Origin of the sequence: Aureimonas jatrophae (genome assembly GCF_900104035.1) — a bacterium.
Lineage (GTDB): Bacteria > Pseudomonadota > Alphaproteobacteria > Rhizobiales > Rhizobiaceae > Aureimonas > Aureimonas jatrophae.
This window is the reverse complement of record NZ_FNIT01000004.1, coordinates 25,574-41,090: the sequence shown is the minus strand read 5'-3', so window position 1 is coordinate 41,090 and position 15,517 is coordinate 25,574. Positions and strand designations below refer to the sequence as shown.

General features: G+C 67.2%; 12 protein-coding genes and 1 pseudogene. 3 read left to right on the top strand and 10 right to left on the bottom strand.

The features are described 5' to 3' along the window. Positions 1-56 precede the first annotated feature (56 nt). Positions 57-812 carry a DsbA family protein gene (locus tag BLQ76_RS10180; protein WP_061934843.1) on the top strand — a complete coding sequence of 252 codons (756 nt, stop codon included), beginning with the start codon at positions 57-59 and terminating at the stop codon, positions 810-812. A 354-nt stretch (positions 813-1,166) separates the two neighbouring features. Here BLQ76_RS10180 and BLQ76_RS10175 read toward each other — a convergent pair whose 3' ends face one another. From BLQ76_RS10175 to dinB, 7 genes and pseudogenes are all read right to left on the bottom strand, one after another. Beyond that, a complete protein-coding gene (locus tag BLQ76_RS10175) occupies positions 1,167-2,966 on the bottom strand; it encodes an ATP-dependent DNA helicase (RefSeq protein ID WP_139183987.1) in 1,800 nt (599 codons plus the stop codon). An 89-nt stretch (positions 2,967-3,055) separates the two neighbouring features. Next, a complete protein-coding gene (locus tag BLQ76_RS10170; protein ID WP_061934839.1) occupies positions 3,056-3,457 on the bottom strand; it encodes a hypothetical protein in 402 nt (133 codons plus the stop codon). Further along, positions 3,454-3,858 (bottom strand): hypothetical protein, encoded by a 405-nt coding sequence (locus BLQ76_RS10165; protein ID WP_061934837.1) that lies wholly within the window; start codon positions 3,856-3,858, stop codon positions 3,454-3,456. Before BLQ76_RS10165 ends, BLQ76_RS10170 begins: the two co-directional genes overlap by 4 nt. Before the next feature lie 46 nt (positions 3,859-3,904). Continuing rightward, positions 3,905-5,944: a hypothetical protein gene (locus BLQ76_RS10160; RefSeq protein ID WP_139183986.1), complete on the bottom strand. Its 2,040-nt coding sequence runs from the start codon at positions 5,942-5,944 to the stop codon at positions 3,905-3,907. Continuing rightward, positions 5,937-7,493, bottom strand: a complete 1,557-nt coding sequence (locus BLQ76_RS10155; protein WP_139183985.1) for a hypothetical protein — start codon at positions 7,491-7,493, stop codon at positions 5,937-5,939. Before BLQ76_RS10155 ends, BLQ76_RS10160 begins: the two co-directional genes overlap by 8 nt. Then, on the bottom strand, positions 7,486-8,871 hold the full coding sequence (locus BLQ76_RS10150; protein WP_082653378.1) for a tyrosine-type recombinase/integrase: 1,386 nt from the start codon (positions 8,869-8,871) through the stop codon (positions 7,486-7,488). The genes BLQ76_RS10155 and BLQ76_RS10150 overlap by 8 nt, the downstream gene beginning before the upstream one ends. A 110-nt stretch (positions 8,872-8,981) precedes the next feature. Next, positions 8,982-9,446, bottom strand: a pseudogene (dinB, locus tag BLQ76_RS10145) (DNA polymerase IV); the annotation flags it as partial. A 236-nt stretch (positions 9,447-9,682) separates the two neighbouring features. On the opposite strand from dinB, the gene BLQ76_RS10140 reads away from it, so the two are divergent. Beyond that, complete coding sequence (locus BLQ76_RS10140) at positions 9,683-10,585, top strand: sugar phosphate isomerase/epimerase family protein (protein ID WP_090672808.1); 903 nt, start codon at positions 9,683-9,685, stop codon at positions 10,583-10,585. A gap of 49 nt (positions 10,586-10,634) precedes the next feature. On the opposite strand, the gene BLQ76_RS10135 is transcribed toward BLQ76_RS10140, so the two are convergent. After that, entirely contained in the window at positions 10,635-12,107 is a 1,473-nt protein-coding gene (locus tag BLQ76_RS10135; RefSeq protein ID WP_090672806.1) for a phospholipase D-like domain-containing protein, read from the bottom strand. A 174-nt stretch (positions 12,108-12,281) separates the two neighbouring features. On the opposite strand from BLQ76_RS10135, the gene BLQ76_RS10130 reads away from it, so the two are divergent. Then, positions 12,282-13,424, top strand: a complete 1,143-nt coding sequence (locus BLQ76_RS10130) for an App1 family protein phosphatidate phosphatase (RefSeq protein WP_170842553.1) — start codon at positions 12,282-12,284, stop codon at positions 13,422-13,424. Positions 13,425-13,440: 16 nt separating this feature from the next. On the opposite strand, the gene BLQ76_RS10125 is transcribed toward BLQ76_RS10130, so the two are convergent. Next, positions 13,441-14,268 (bottom strand): alpha/beta fold hydrolase, encoded by an 828-nt coding sequence (locus BLQ76_RS10125; RefSeq protein ID WP_244519574.1) that lies wholly within the window; start codon positions 14,266-14,268, stop codon positions 13,441-13,443. 242 nt (positions 14,269-14,510) lie between these two features. Beyond that, on the bottom strand, positions 14,511-15,404 hold the full coding sequence (locus BLQ76_RS10120) for an AraC family transcriptional regulator (protein WP_090672800.1): 894 nt from the start codon (positions 15,402-15,404) through the stop codon (positions 14,511-14,513). Between the last annotated feature and the right edge of the window lie 113 nt (positions 15,405-15,517).

Here is a 15,517-nt window from a genome sequence, read left to right as displayed (position 1 = left end):
TTCCGTTTCCCGCGCCGCCGCCCGAGGGCCGCCCGCGCGCATAGAGGACCATTCCCATGACCCGATCCATCCGCGGCGCCCGTCGGCGCGCGCACCGATCCCTTGCGCCCGCCCTCTGCCTCGTCCTCCTCGCGCTCGCGGGATGCTCGGACGAGACGACGTCACCCGCTGCGGCGGTGGGCGAGGCCCCGGCGGCGCCGACTGCGGTGGCAGCGCCGTCCGCGCCATCCCCGTCCACACCCGCTCCCGAAGCCGACGGCGAGGTCGACGTCGCCGCGCTGATGTCCGGCCAAGTGCTGCCCGACGTGGTGATCGGACGCACGGACGCGCCGATCACCATCGTCGAGTATGCCTCGATGACCTGCGACCACTGCGCGGCCTTCCACGCCAACACCTACCCGACGCTGAAGCGGGACTACCTTGACACGGGCAAGGCCAAGCTGATCGTCCGCGAGTTCCCGTTCGACCCGCGCGCGGTCGCCGCCTCCATGCTGGCGCGCTGCACGCCTGGCGAGAACGGGCGCACGGCGATGGTCGACGCCCTGTTCGCGCAATCCGAGAGCTGGGCGCACGCGGACGACGCGGCGAACAGGCTTCTGTCGATCGCGCGCATCGCGGGCTTCACGGAGGAAAGCTTTAGGGCATGCCTGTCCGACGCCGACCTCCAGGCGAAGGTCGTGGCGACGAAGGACAGGGGCGCGAGCGAGTTCGGTGTCGATTCAACGCCGACCTTTTTCATCGACGGCAAGAAGTACCGCGGGGCGCTTCCGCCCGAGCAGTTCGCGGCGATCCTCGACGCCGCGGCAAAGTAAGGCTCCTCCCGCGAAATGCTTGCCGACGCAGTGCTGGACGCTCTTGTGCATGAAGCGGCCGGGACGCGTCGGCGGGCTCCTGCTAAAGCTTGTCCCGACGCGTGTCTTGAAGGCTGGACGGCATCCGGTCGTTCACTACCGGGCCGCCGATCGACTCCGGCGCCGCCGCTGCGAGGTGCTGGGCACGGGGACGGGCGGACGCGGCCCGGTCCGGCTACGGCGCTATGGGGAGCGCGCCGGACCGGGCCGCGTCCGCCCTGAGGGTATTCTGGAACAGCGCGAATGCTGGCAGGACCGTGGATCCAGGGTCCTGGCTCCGCGCGATCATCCGCCCATTTGACGAGGCGAGATCCATCAGACGGCAAGCGCGACGTCGCGCGCAAGCGAACTCGGCTGCTGTGTCACCACACGGTGTAGGTGCCCGAGGTCGCCGACCAAGACCACGCGTCGCTCGGCTCGGGTCAGCGCCGTGTAGAGGAGAGCCCGATCGAAAAGACGGCTGGAACTCAACGGCACGATGATCGTGCCCCACTGCGACCCTTGCGCCTTGTGCGTGCTGATAGCGTAGGCGAGGTCGATCCGGCCGGACAGGTCGGCAGCCAAGAGGTCGAAGGTCCGACCGTCGAGCCGGACAGTAAGGCGGTCTTCCTTCACGACGAGGACATGCCCCATGGTTCCGTTCCAAAGGCCGCGCTCGTGGTCGTTCTTCGTCCAGATGACCGGGTCCCCCTCGGCGAAGCGCGCGAGCCGCAAGCGGCCATGCGCGTTGTAGCGGTGGAAGTACGTGTTGATCGCGTCGATCCCGGCGGGACCGGCATAGGTCGCTCCCACGACCTGCACTTCCTCGTCGCGGAGGTCGTCGCGGATCCGCTCGATTTCGTCGATGACGCTTTCCGGCCCGCATCCGACGACGCTGCACCCTGTGCGACCGTCCCTGTAAGTCGGTAGCTCGGGCAACCTGCCTTCGCGTACGGCTCTGGACACCGCCGGGATTCCCGTCGCCTCGTCGGCCCGCATGATGCGGGTCAACTCGACACGCGGGATCCGGGGGCTGGAAACCAGACGGTGCAAGGTGAGGCCGTATCCGATCGGGGCGAGCTGGGCGACGTCCCCGACCAGCAGCAGCCTCGCATCCTCGTGCAGATGGAACAGGATGCGGTAGAGCGTGGGTAGGTCCAGCATGCTCGCTTCGTCGACGACGACGAGCGTGTGCGCTCCCGTTCCCGCGCGGCCTTTCGAGGCATCCCAGAGCCAAGAGGCGATCGTACGGGCCGCCCGGCCGGTCGCGTCCGCCACTCGCTGCGCGGCCCTCCCGGCGAGCGCGAGCTGGTGTACGTGGAATCCGAATTGCTCGGCGGCCTCGTTTATGGCGCGGAGCGTCGTGGTTTTGCCGACCCCCGCGCCCCCGACGAGGATCGCGAACCGATGGTTCAACGCCATCGTCACCGCGTCTGCCTGCTCGCTCGTCAGTCGCTGGGAGGCGAGACTGTTGTAACGTTCGAGGAAGGTCGACATCGCAACCGGCGTGGGTCGGCTCGCCAGCAGGTCCCTCGCTTGTCCGTCATCGGCCAGCGCCGCACGGATGCGGGTCTCGATGAACCGCTCGGCGTAGGCGGCCCCCGCAGGCTGGTAGCCACCCGGACAAGGGATGGCCGCGCCGTCGTCCACCGCGATGGTCACGGCGCGTTCCGCATCCGCAGGCGTCGCGCCGAGGAGCGTGCATGCATGGCGGACGAGCTTCTCCAGGGACGTGACCGTGTGTTTCCCGTCGAGCCGCTCGTAGAGCGCCGCCTCCACCGCCCCGACCTGCCGTCGTCGGTCGTCCAGTCGGACCCCGAGTCGCATCGCGGCCTGATCCACTTCTCTCCAGGCGCAGAGCGTCAACAGGCGGTAGGGGTTCTCTTGGAGCTTGGCGATGGCTTCGTCGCCCCACAGCTCCACGGCCTTTCGGGCGTAACGGATGCCGATGCCGTGCCGGTCGAAGAACGCGACCGCCTCGGTGACGGCCCTCTGGTTCCGCCATGCATCGCAGACGATCTCGGCCTGTGTCCGCGGAAGGACCTTCGTCAGGCGCTCGACACTGCCTTCGGCGAGGATGTCGTGGAGGCTTTCCCCGAAGGCATCCCACATCCGCCGGGCCGTCGCGGGGCCCACGCCGACGAACTCCGGTCGTCCCGCCAGGAACCGGATAAGATGCTGGCCGCGCGGCAGCTCCGTTCCCCATGCCGCCCCAGGGGAGGAACTCACGGGATCACCCTCCGCCCCGACGACGCCACGTGGTCCACGATGGCCTCGTAGCGGCGCAAGCGCCGCCTCAACTCATGGTTCTCGCTGCGGGCGGCGGCGAGCTGTTGCTCGAGACGCATGATCCTGGACTTGTCCCCGCTGTCCCGCGGCTCCGGCTCCTCCGCCTGCGGCACGTCGATGCCGAGGTCCGCGACGGCCTCTTCCAGGGTGCGGGCGAAGCGGGAGTTCTGCTGGAAAACCTCCCGCGCGAAGCCGCAAGCCCTAGCGACGGCAGTCTTGTTGACCTTGCCGAGACGCCCGGGGAGTTTCAGGCCGGCCGCGCGGAGCCGCTCCACGAACTCGACCAGCTTGGCATGGTTCTCTTCGCTCACTTCGAGGAACGACTTCTGCGCCATCATCGGTTCTCGGAGCGCTTGATCTGTACCAGTGGCTGATCCAGGAAGGCTTCGTCGAGGCCGCGCGAGCCGGCGTTCACCGCCCAACGGGCGAACTTCTCCAACAGGGCATCGTTCACGGCCGTCAGCTCGGCGACCTTCCTTTCCAGCCTGCTGATCTTCTTCTGCGTCCTGCTCGGTCCCTTTGGTTTTGGTGCCGGGGTCGCATCCCCGCTTGGTGCTAGGTTGGGCTTCTTGACGTACGCCTTGTAGGCAGACTTGATCTGAAGGTAGTTGTTGAGCGACGCCCGCCTGTAGCTTGCGCCGGTCTCGCGCGCGACCGCTTCGCAGAGCGCCTCCCACGTGAGGCGCCCCGTCCATCCGTCGATCAGGGCAACGATGCGGGTGATGCGCTCCGGGGTCATGGGAGGCGCGCGGGGACGGCGGGCAGGGGGCTTCCTGCGTACGCCCCTAGGCACCGGCCGTCCCTGCACCGATCCCCTGCATGCCGCCGACGTTCCCCCGCAGCAGGACGCCCGTGACCACCTCGTTGTCGTGCATGGCCTGTTCGACCAAAGAGTAACGGCCGGACTTGGCGAGCCGGATCACCGAACCGTCCGGCACGGTCGGGTCGGACAGGATGCCGTACAACTGCTCGAGGCGCTCGATCGTCTCGCGATGAGCGCGGACCCAGTCGTCCGCACCCTCGTACTCTTTTGCCAGCGCCGCCTCCGCTTCAGCGAGGCTTCGCCGAGCGCGCTCGAGGGCGAACTCCACCCTTTCCAGGTGTCGCGGATCGTGACCCTTGACGCATGTGTGCTTGGTGCAGTGCAGGCACTGCATGAACATCATGCAAGGGGACGAGGCGAAGTCGTGCCCGCAGAAGCCGATGTCTGTCGCATGCCCGTGCCCGGCGCGAGCCGCAGCCTCATTCCTCGCCACCGGTGGGTTCACCCTCACCGCGGTACCCGCGATCGTTGCGACCTCCTTGTCCCTACGGCGCTTCGCTTGAAGCATCTCCTCGGGCGTACGGTGATCGTAGGGTTCGTTCTGCCGGCGGTCCAAGCGGCCGCTCCAGGCCGCGATTTCCGCCTCAGTCAGGCCGCCCCGCTGTGCCACCGTGTTGAGCCAATGTCTCAGTTGGTGTGTCTTCAGGACGATCGGATTTTCGGGCGTTGACAGTCCAAGGCGCGCGAAGACGCCGTCGGGCTTGTGAAAACTATTCATGATGTTGCCATAGGAAACGGGGGCAATCATGCAGCGCCATCGTCCGCGTCCGCGGTCGGCAAATTCCTGACGGCGCACCACCATCAGCGCTTCGCTGTAGCGGAGACCCGTTTGCTTGTCGAAGATCGGGAAGCCATGCGGCAACTCGGACAAGATGGCGCTTTCGACGTCCGAGAAGCGGAACGCATAGATCCTTTGTCCCGCTGAGGACCGCATCCCCTTGATCGGCTCGAGCTTCCGGTCGGTTGCCCAGTCTCGTCCGTTGCCAGCTTCGTTGAAGCCGATGATACGTGCGATGTCGGCCCCGGAGAGGTCCTTGCCCCGCAGGTGGACGCAGTCGTCCGGCAGATAGAGACGATCGGGATGATGCTCATACCAAGCCGCGATGCGTCGTGCTTCGGCCGTATGCTTGTTCAGCCGCGCGAGCGCTTCCTTGGCGACATCGGCCATCACGGCGGGGATGCCCTTTGCGAAGTCGTGGTGGCCCTTCGAGCCCGCCCATTGCAGCATGTAACCCTCGTCGCCATCCGTCAGGGGCTTGATCTCGCAGTCGTGGTGGAGTGCGAAGATCTCGTTTATGCGGCTTGGGGCGCACGCCAGCAGCGCCATCACCGACGTGGCGATCACATCACGAGGTTCGGTTGCCTTACGGAAACTTCGTGGAAGCGCTTGCAGCGCCTCATCTGAAGGCATCAGTGCCTCACGGCGCTCGTCTCTCGAGCGGTTGTTGTACAATTCCCACGCTTGGCCGTGCTTCCAGTCGATCGGGGCGTTCGCGGCGAGATTGTTTTCTCTCAGGAACTCCGAAACTGGCGTCAAAAGAACGCCGATGCTCGCTGAATAGTTGCCTGGTCTCCTTGCGGCAGCAAGTTGGACAGCATGGTCGAGCAAATGGGCATCTACCGAGCCCAGGTCCGGCGTCACCCCTTTGTCGAGGAACGCCGCGAGCAACGCCCTGAACGCACGTATCTCATTCAGAGGAGGAGCTTTCGACGGATTTCGACCTGCATGGTAGCGGATGTAGGCCTTCACCTGGCTCGCGAACGGCTCCGGCATTATGGGACCCAGCCGGCCCAGCCGGGGAGTGTTCTCGGTGAAGTTCAGGAAGTGCTCATGGCACTTGCCTCGCTGATGGTAAAAGCGCGTAACGTTCCAAGAAAAAGATTCGAATTCGAGATCGGAGCCGAACACGGCGAGTTCGTCGCGGCAAAAGCGTACGAACTCCTCCATGTTCGCCAAGGCGGCGAGATGGGCCTTCGGGACAAACGGGATGACTTCAGCCATTTCGGTCGCCTTCCAGCGATGCCGCCCTTGCTCGGCATTGGCGGACCACTTCGGCACACGCGACGATCGTGTCGTCAAGTGTGACGGCGACGGCCATGGATCCGTCCTCGGCCATCTGCCTGCGCCTCCCGAGAAGCCAGTCGAGGATCTCTTCGTGAGGTCCGTCCAGCCATGGGTGGAACAGTCGGCACGTGTAGCAGGCAATTGGCTTCCCAAGGCCGCAGAAGCCGTGCTTCCCGCAGCCACCCAGGGCCGCGGGCCCTTCGCCCTCGTCGACGGATCCGAGGATATGCCGCTCGATGCCTTGCCCGACGTCGTTTCCACGCGCCGCAAGGGTTCCAGCAAAGCGCTGCGCCATGGGTGCCAGCAAGATGGCAAGCTTCTTGTCGAGGCGCTGGAGAAGATCGGAACGAACCTCGATGTAACTCTGTGCAGCGGTACGTGACGTGTGGTCGAGGATCACCATGATCTCGTCCAGGGATTTGCCCTCTTGTGCCGCACGGGTGCCGACCGTGCGTCGCGCCCGCGTGGCGTTCACGTTGATCGCCTCTCCGGTTCGTTCGGAATTCACGCCCAGTCCCTCCATCACGTTGATGATCCTCATCGCGATGGAAGCTGGCGTCGGGCGGGCAGGGGTTGTCCCACCGTCGAAGAATGTACTGCTCACGTGCACGGCCGGGAACAAGGGTGCCTCGTTGGGGTCAGCCATTCCGCAGAGCCTTGCCTTCTCGCGAACCAACAGGGATTGCGCCTCAATGATCATGCCGATCTCTTCGATGAGGGGGCGTTCGGTGAACTGTGTCCGGTATCGTGCGCCCCTTTGCTTCGCACGGGGGATCGCCAGAACGTACGTTTTCCCCGCAGGCCCCATCGTGACCTTCAGATCGCCGACCGTCAGGCCGGCAATCTGAACAGGCCTGGGCCCGATCGCTCCGCTGAGAAGGCAGAGGCCGTAGTTGTCGATAGCGATTTCGCCCGCGGCGAAAGCCGCGTGGAGAGCCTTATAAAGCCCGTCATACTCAAGGTTCGTGTACGCACCTTGGATCGGGCACCGCATCCGGACCGCAAGCGCTCGCTTCCTTGAACTTTTCGGCATGTCGGTGGCGGTGACGAAGGCTTCCCTTGAAACAGCCGGGATGCCGAGGCGCGCCCACACTCGTACAATGTCGTTGGCCTCGGTCGCACGGTAGCGTTGGTCCTCTTCGAACGAAGCGGAGTAATTCATCAGGTGGGCGGATGAGATTGCAACTGCGTCCGTGTCGTAGGTCGCGATGTGAAGGAGCAGTCCTCGGACCAACTGGTAATTCGAATACACCGACCTCGGGTTCTCGCTGCGAAGTCGTGCTGTGACGAACCCTTTGAATCCGGTCTTCAGCGCGTGGGCGACGCCGAGGTCGCCGAAGTGGAAGTTCAGCCGACCAATGTCGGTAACGATCGGCCAATGATCGTCGCCGGGACGGTAGACATAGCCATCGCGGGTCTCGGCTTGGTCGGGAAGCTCGTAAGGTGACTCGACGTCTGGCATCTTGCCGAAGGGTGTTTTACGCACCGATCACCTCCCCGAGCCAAGCCCTGTCGTCCTGCAACGCCTTGGTCGCCCGTTCCATGTCCTGCATGCGTTGCCGGATCGCGGACCCGTGCTTCATCAACCGGCGCTGCATGTCCCTACTGTGTTCGTCGGCTTTGACCTTCGTCCGGCGCTTCAAGTAGTGGCCCGGCATCTTGGACGTTCGGGACCACCCCATCAGCAAGCGGCGTTCACGGACTTCTTCTTCGGCGCTCAACTTGATTGCGTCGGCGTAGGCGGAGAAGTCCTCGTTCCACTGATGCCGGAGGACGTGAGCGCTCACAGGGCCGACATCCGGATGCTTTTCCCGAAGCAGCGCGAACAATCCCGTGATTGCGCTTTCCGAAAGGGCCTTGCCGTCTTGCGCGACGAAGAGGAAGCCGTGCTTGCGCGCAGCCTCGATCCGGTTGCGGGCTTCGAGGTACTCCTCCCCGAGCTCGGTCAAGCCCTCGTCCAAGGGGGCGAGGCGCTCCGATGTCTTAGCGTTCGGCTGCCTACGTCTACGGTCGCGCTTGTCGTCATGACGGCGTTTGATCTCGCAAAAGGCTTGACCCCGGTTGAAGTCCTTGATCCTGAGGCCGAGCAGCTCGCCCCGTCGCATCCCGGTGGCGAGGAGCCAGCGCACGATCACCCAGTTCCGCAGACGCACGAACGGATCGATCCAAGGATTGTCCAGGCTGTCCGGGTGGGTGACCGCGAGAAGGCGGATCCGCTCTTCGGGCTCTAGGCTCGTGCGGTCCGCGTCGGTAACTGACGGCAACCGCTCCTCAATCTGTTCGACCACTTCCAGAAGCCTCGCCCCGTATTCCCGCATCCTCGCGGACGCCTCGTCGGCACTTACGGCCCCTGTGGGGAGACGGGGTCTCTGTCGTTCTCCGAGCCACTTCAGGTAGCTTGCGGCGTAGTGCAGTCTGATCATTGCGGTGGCGGGAATGACCACTTGCGCCCGAGTGGTCGACGGAAGCCTTCGATGCAGTCTTGCGACGGAGCGACGGCGCTTCTGCGCAGTTGCAGCCACGGGGACCACCTTCGATACCCCCCGTAGCCGGGTGAACGGTTTCGAGGCGTCCGATGCGAGGGCATCCAGTTCTCCGACCTCGAAGAACGCGCCGCTCCTGATGCGTTCGGCCAGGTCGATGCCGTGTCGCCAGCAGAACAGGTGGATGAGCATTGCCCCGCGGAGGGCTTGCTCCACGGTGGAAGCGCTCCTCCTGCGATACTTCGTGAGCGACCAGACCGTCGGGTCAAACAGGGGGATGCCGTCGCCCGTGACGAGCATCGGGCACCGCTCGCCATTCGGAAAGACGACCAGTGTGACCTTTAGTTCGGCAATGCCTTCGGGTTTCAGCAGATGCTTCATAGGGCGGACGCAGTTACCCTAGGGAAGAAACCCTGTCAAACGCGCATTTTGCAATGTTTTACAGCAGCTTGCCCCTAATTGTTGACAAAACTGCCTGAAGGTGTGCGTTAGAACTTGTTGTAGGAAACGCCGGCCGAGGCGGTGAGCCCGGTTTGCTCGCGGATGCGCGCGCGCACAAGCTCGGCGATGCGCGTGGCGGATGCGATCGCCTGCTTGTTCTCGGTCACGTCGAGATAGGCCTCGTCCAGCGACAGCGGCTCGATGACGTCGGTGTGCTCGGCAAACACGGCGCGGATCTCGGCCGAGATCGCCTTGTAGACATCGAAGCGCGGGCGCACGAAGACGAGGTCGGGACAGCGACGGCGCGCGGTGACGGACGGCATGGCCGAGCGCACGCCGAAGGCTCGTGCCTCGTAGCTTGCGGCTGCCACGACGCCGCGCTCGGCCGAGCCGCCCACTGCCACGGGGCGACCGCGAAGCGCGGGATCGTCGCGCTGCTCCACCGACGCGTAGAAGGCGTCCATGTCGACATGGATGATCTTGCGAACGGGAACGGAAGCGTGGTCGGCGGACATGCGGTTGAACGGTGACGGGTCGCTTCCACGATGGTTAGCCCATCGCGCGGCGGACGGCACCTCCCTCACCGCGGACCGAGCCTCTCGTCGAGCGCGGCGACCCTGGGACGGGAGCGGGCGCGCCGGCGATCGACGGTCGCGCGCCCGGCGCGGCTCCTGTAGGCTGGCGAGCGTGCCGGTACGGATCGGATGCGGGACAACCGGCACCGCCGCCGGCACGGGGGAGGGAAGGTCTGATGAACAAGCTCGGTGTCCATGCGCTCGTCTGGGAAGCCGGCTGGAGCCACGAGGAATGCGCGCGCGCGATCCGCAGCACGGCCGAGGTCGGCTACGACTTCATCGAGGTGCCGGCGCTCGATCCGAGCCTGATCGATCCCGTGTTCACGCGGCGCGAGCTGGAGATGGCCGGCATCGGCGTCAGCTTCTCGCTCGGCCTCGACTTCGACAGCGACATCTCGTCGGGCGACCGGGACAAGCGCGAGCGCGGCCGGCGCAAGCTCGAGGACGCGGTGCGCGTATGCCGCGACTGCGGCGGCCATACGATCGGGGGCATCCTGTACTCGGGCTTCGGCAAGTACGCGGCGCCGGCGACCGCCGAGGGCATCCGGCAATCCGCCGAGACGCTGGCGGGCGTGGCGCAGATCGCGGCCAAGAGCGACATCACGCTCGCGCTGGAGGTGGTGAACCGCTACGAGACCAACATCTGCAACACCGCTGCGCAAGGCGTCGAGATGGCCAGGCTCGTGGGTGCGCCGAACGTGAAGGTGCATCTCGACGTCTACCATATGAACATCGAGGAGTCCGACATCGCCGGCGCGATCCGCGAGGCAGGCCCCCATATCGGCTACTTCCACACCGGCGACTCGCATCGTGGCTACATGGGCTCGGGCTCGGTCGACCTGACCGCGGTGTTCCGGGCGCTGGTCGCGGCGCGCTACGAGGGGCCGATCGCCTTCGAGAGCTTCTCCTCGCGCGTCGTCGGCCAGCCGCTGGAAGGCATCCTCGGCATCTGGCGCAACCTGTGGGAGGACAGCCGCGACCTCGCCTCCCACGCCCTCCTGTACACCCGCGCGATGCTGAAAGCCGCGCAGGAGGCCGAGCGGCAGGCTGCCGAGCGAAGCCGCCTGCCGCTTCGCTGAACGCGGCGCCATCGCCTGGTTCCCGACGCGACGCGCGGCGGCGCGCCGTTCAGGGTCGGGGCCGCCGGCCGAACCCGCGAAACAGGCCGCGCCGTGACAGGGGCTCGAACATCTCCTCGGGTCCTTCCGGATCCAGGACCTCGTTGTCCGCCAGCCAAGCCTCCACCGAGGACAGGTCGGGCACCTCGTAGGGACGCAGCGAGCGGCCGCTGCCGCGCAGCGCCTCGATCGTGGCGATCAGCGAACCCGTTTGGTCGAGGTGGGCGGCCACGGTCTCGGGACGCGTGCCGAGATGCTCCGCCAGGAGATCGTTGCGGACCGCGGCGATGGTGCGCGATGCGCTGTTGTCGCCGCAAAGGTCGAGGTCGACCGTGACGTCGCACTCCGTGTCGAGCCGCAGGGAACGGTTGTTCATGTTGGAGGACCCGACACGCAGGATGCGGTCGTCGGCCACCAGCACCTTGGCATGGACGTAGATCGGCTCTCCGCCGGCGTTGAACGGGTGGTAGAGCCTGAACCGTCCCTCGCGATCGCGCCGGCGCAGCGCTTCCACGAGGCGAGCACGGGCCGTGTCCATCGCGACGGGCTCCAGCCAGCCCTGCGCCGTCAGCGGATTGATCACGACGATCTCCGGACCGCCCGGCTCCTCCAGGCGGCGGGCGACAGCCTCGGCGATGCGACGCGAGGCGAAGTACTGGCTTTCCGCATACAGGAAGCGGCGAGCCCGGGCGATCTGGTCGAGATAAAGCGCCTCGATCTCCCGGACCGGCGCGCGCCCCTGCACGGGGGGAGCCGAGCGCGACACCGCCAGAGGCATGTCGCGGAACTGGGCGTCGAGGCCGTCCGGCCAGGCCGCCTCGACGCCGTCGAGAGGCGTCAGGTCCGGCGTGCCGCCGGCCACCGCCCAGCGCTCGCGGCAGATTTCGGCGATCGTGGCCGTGACGGGGCCGGTGATGGCGGTCGTCGCGTCGTGCCACGGCTTGTAGGGCCGGTGCGTCGTGGGACGGCGGCGCCGTTCGTCGTCGGCGGCATGCTCGCGCGTGTCCCAGCGGTCGCCGGTCATGTCGATGCCGCCGCAAAAGGCGAGACCGTCGTCGATCACCACGATCTTCTGGTGGTGCGAGGAGCCCGGCGGGTGGGCGCCGTCGAGCTTGGTATGGATGCGCGGGTGGCGCATCCACCTGAGGAGCGTCAGGAAGGTCGTGCCGCGCGCAAGCGTGGCGAGCGCCCCGACGTCCCAGCGCAGGAGAAAGATCTCCAGCTCCGGATTGCGTTCCACGAGCCAGAGCACGAAGGCGCCGAGCTTGTCCGGCCCGCCGTCGCTGGCTCCCGGGTCGAGCGAGATGCGGCCGTCGAAGTCCCATCCGACGAGGGTGATGCGGCGCCGCGCCTTCAGCATGGCCGCACGGGCGATGCGGAAATAGTCTTCGGCATCCACGATCACCGACAGCCGCTCCGCCGTCTCGATCCGAAAACAGTTTCGTCCCGGCTCGGGCAGGCGGGGCGGGGCGACGTCGTTCATGCGCTCCTCGGGATGTCCGGACCGGTCCAGTATCGATGGCCGCGACCGGAACCGGCGATAAGGATAGGTCGCCGATCGGGAACGTCAGCCGCGGGAGCCGCAGCGCGGTCTGCGCTGCCTTTCTTCGAAGCGCCCGAGGCCCATCTTCGAGCCCGGCAACGGGCGGATCGAAACATGACGGGGACAAAGGCAGTCTTGCGGGTCGCCGCGGCGCTCGCCCGGCGCTGGGACGATGGGCGCTACGGCCTCAAGCTGCGCCTCGGGATGACCTCCGATCCGATCCTGCTTCCCTATCGCGGCTATGCCAGCGGCGGGCGGATGCGTCTGGGCGGCCGCGTCGTGGAGGACGAGGGCGTCGTGGGGGCCGAGCCATCCCGTTCCCGGTGGACCCAACTCAAGCGCACGTTCCGCCGCTACGAAACCGACGAGATCCGGAACGCCGTCGTGGACTGGACCGCAGGTGGCGCGAGCGGGCAGGCCATCAGCGACGCGCAGGGCTTCTTCGGAATCGACGCGCCGCTCGTTTCGGGCGAAAATCCCGGCTCACCCTGGCTCCCGGTCGCCTTGGCGCTGCGCTCGGCGCCGGGCTACGCCTTCAGGCCGCTCGTGGCGGAAGGGCTGGTGCGCGTCGTCTCGCCGGAGGCGACCTTCGGCGTCGTTTCCGACATCGACGACACCGTGATCGAGACCGGCGCCCAGAACCTGTTCCGGCATTGGCGAACGGTCGCTCTGAACTCCGCCGAAGGACGCGTCGCCTTTCCGGGGGTGGCCTTCCTGTTTCGGGCGTTGGCGGCCGGCCGGGGCAGCCCGGAAACGAACCCGATCTTCTACGTCTCCTCGAGCCCGTGGAACCTCTACGACCTGTTCGAGGATGTCCTGCGGCTGCGCCGCATCCCGCCGGGGCCCATGTTTCTCAAGGACTTCGGGCTCAACAAGACGCAGTGGCTCACGGGGAGCCACCGCCGGCACAAGCTGACGGCCATCGATCGGCTGCTTTCGGCCTATCCGCAGCTGCGCTTCGTTCTGGTTGGCGATACCGGGCAGAGCGACGCGCCGATCTACGCCGATGTGGTTCGGCGCCATCCCGGCCGGATCCTGGCGGTCTACATGCGCGACGTGACGCCCCGGGGCTTCAGGCCGCGGGTCCGGCGGGCCATGCGCCGGATCGAGGCGGCCGGCGTGCCGCTGGTGTCGGGCGCGACGCTGGACGGCGCCGCCCGGCATGCCGAGGAGGCCGGCCTCGTGGAGCCGGGAACCGCGGAGCGGATGCGCGACGAGATCCGTGCCGATGCCGAGGCGCTGCGGGGCGGGACGTGAGCGTGCCCGGCCCGCATCACGCCCCATGCGCCTCCAGGAACTCGGCCAGGAGGTGGTTGAAGCGGACGGGATCGTCGAGCAGCGACACGTGGCCGGCGGGAATCGTTCGCAGGTTCGCGTCCGGAAGCTCGGCGGCCAGATCGGCGGTCTGCGACAGGATCGAGGGCGCGTCGTGCCGGCCGGCGATCAGGAGGGTCGGGCATGCCAGGTGCCCGACGTCGGCGGCGCGAGCCTCGACGATCGCGCGGTAGGTAACGTGGATCGCCCGGGGGCTCATCGTCCTGAACCCTTCGATGAAGTGACGCCGGGCCGCCGCCCCGACCCAATGCGGCCCGATGATGCGGGAGGCGAGGGTCAGTCCGATCCGGGCGCTGCGCTCCCCGCCGAGAAGGCGGATCACCAGCGGAAGCAAATCCTGGGGATCGAGGCCGTCGACGAGACGCCGGAGCCATCCGGTCGAGGTCAGCGATGTCGGCGTGTTGGCCAGCGCGAGAGCATGGAGGCGCGAGGGGGCCCGTTCCGCCATCTCCAAGGCCACCATGCCGCCGAGCGAGAGGCCGCAGACCGAGGCGTAGCGGATGCCGAGGGCGTCCAGCAGGCCGAGGGCATCCCAGGCCAGCCGTTCGACGTCGAGGCGGGCCGTGCCGAGCGTCGTCTCGCCATGGCCGCGCAGGTCGGGCGCTATGACGCGGCGGCCCAGCGCCAGGGCGTCGATCTGCGTTCGCCAGATCCGGCGCGACTGGACCGCGCCGTGCAGCAGCAGCAAGGGGGAGGGCCCGCTCGGCGATGCGTCCGCCGTGTCCTCGAAGGCCACCTCGATGTCGCCGATCCTCAAACGACCCAAACCACGCAACCCCTTGGGAACCGGTCCCGCTGAACGTCGCAGACCGGTTGATCGATCCGCGGTACCGCGTTTGGCGCGATGTCGCGCGGTGGCGGGCGCCGCGAGACGCCGACGTCGCCCGCCGTCACGGGACTGTCGCGATGATCGGCTAGAGGGGCGGAAGAGCCCTCGGCCGCTTCGGCGTTGTCCGGGTCCCACCCCCCTCCGGCGCCCCGCCGAGGGCTCCCGCATCCCGCGCCGTGTCAGGCGAGCGCCGCGGTCGCCGCCGTGCGAAGGCTCCGGCTGTCGCGGGCCGGAGGGGCGCCGAACAGGCGGGTGTATTCGCGGGTGAACTGCGAGACGCTCTCGTAGCCTACCGCGAAGGCGACGGGCGCGACCTCGCTTCGCTCCGCCAACAGCATCCGGCGCGCCTCGTAGAGGCGCAGATGCTTCTGGTAGCGCAGCGGGGACAGGCCCGTACTCGCCTTGAAGCGGCGGTGAAAGACCGAAACGCTCATGCCGGCGCGATCCGCCAGATGATCGACCCGGAACCGCTCGGCGGCATGCGACCGCATCCAGTCCACCGTGGCGCGGATGCGGGCGAAATCCCGGTCGAGACCGGCGACCTGACGAAGAAGGCCGCCCTGCGGCCCGCACAGCAGGCGAAACAGGATCTCGCGCTCCAGAAGCGGAGCCATCACCGGAATCTCGTCGCGATGGTCCTCGAGGCTCAGCATGCGAAGCCAGGCATCGGCCAGCCTGTCGGTTGCCGCCGCGACGTCGAAGCCCCGCCGGTCGGGTCCCGGAGCCGTGCCTCCTGCCTGTCGCACGAGGTCGGCGACCAGGACGGGGTCGAGGATTAGGCGCAGCGCGAGATAGGGCCGCTCGGCCGTGGCCCGAACGACCTCTCCGGTCGCCGGCAACGCGACGGAACTGACGAACGCCTCCGCTTCGGCATAGCGCACCACCTGTTCGCCGATGAACAACCGCTTCTCGCCCTGCAGGATCAGGCTCACCATCGGCTGGTAGACTTCGGGAAACAGCGAGGTGGGTTCGAGAACGCGCAGGATATCCACGCGCGGCAGTTGCGTCCGCGTCAGGACGCCCTGCGCGCGTCGGGCCACGTGATCCCGGAGACGCTGAACCGCATCGCTCATGGGGCGACCCGTCCCACGCCTCGCGCCGGGCCGCAAGGCGACCGGCAGAAACAGGCAAGTCTTCGCGCCGATCGGGCACGCCGCGCCGCCCGTCGCGCCGTATCGATGCCGGC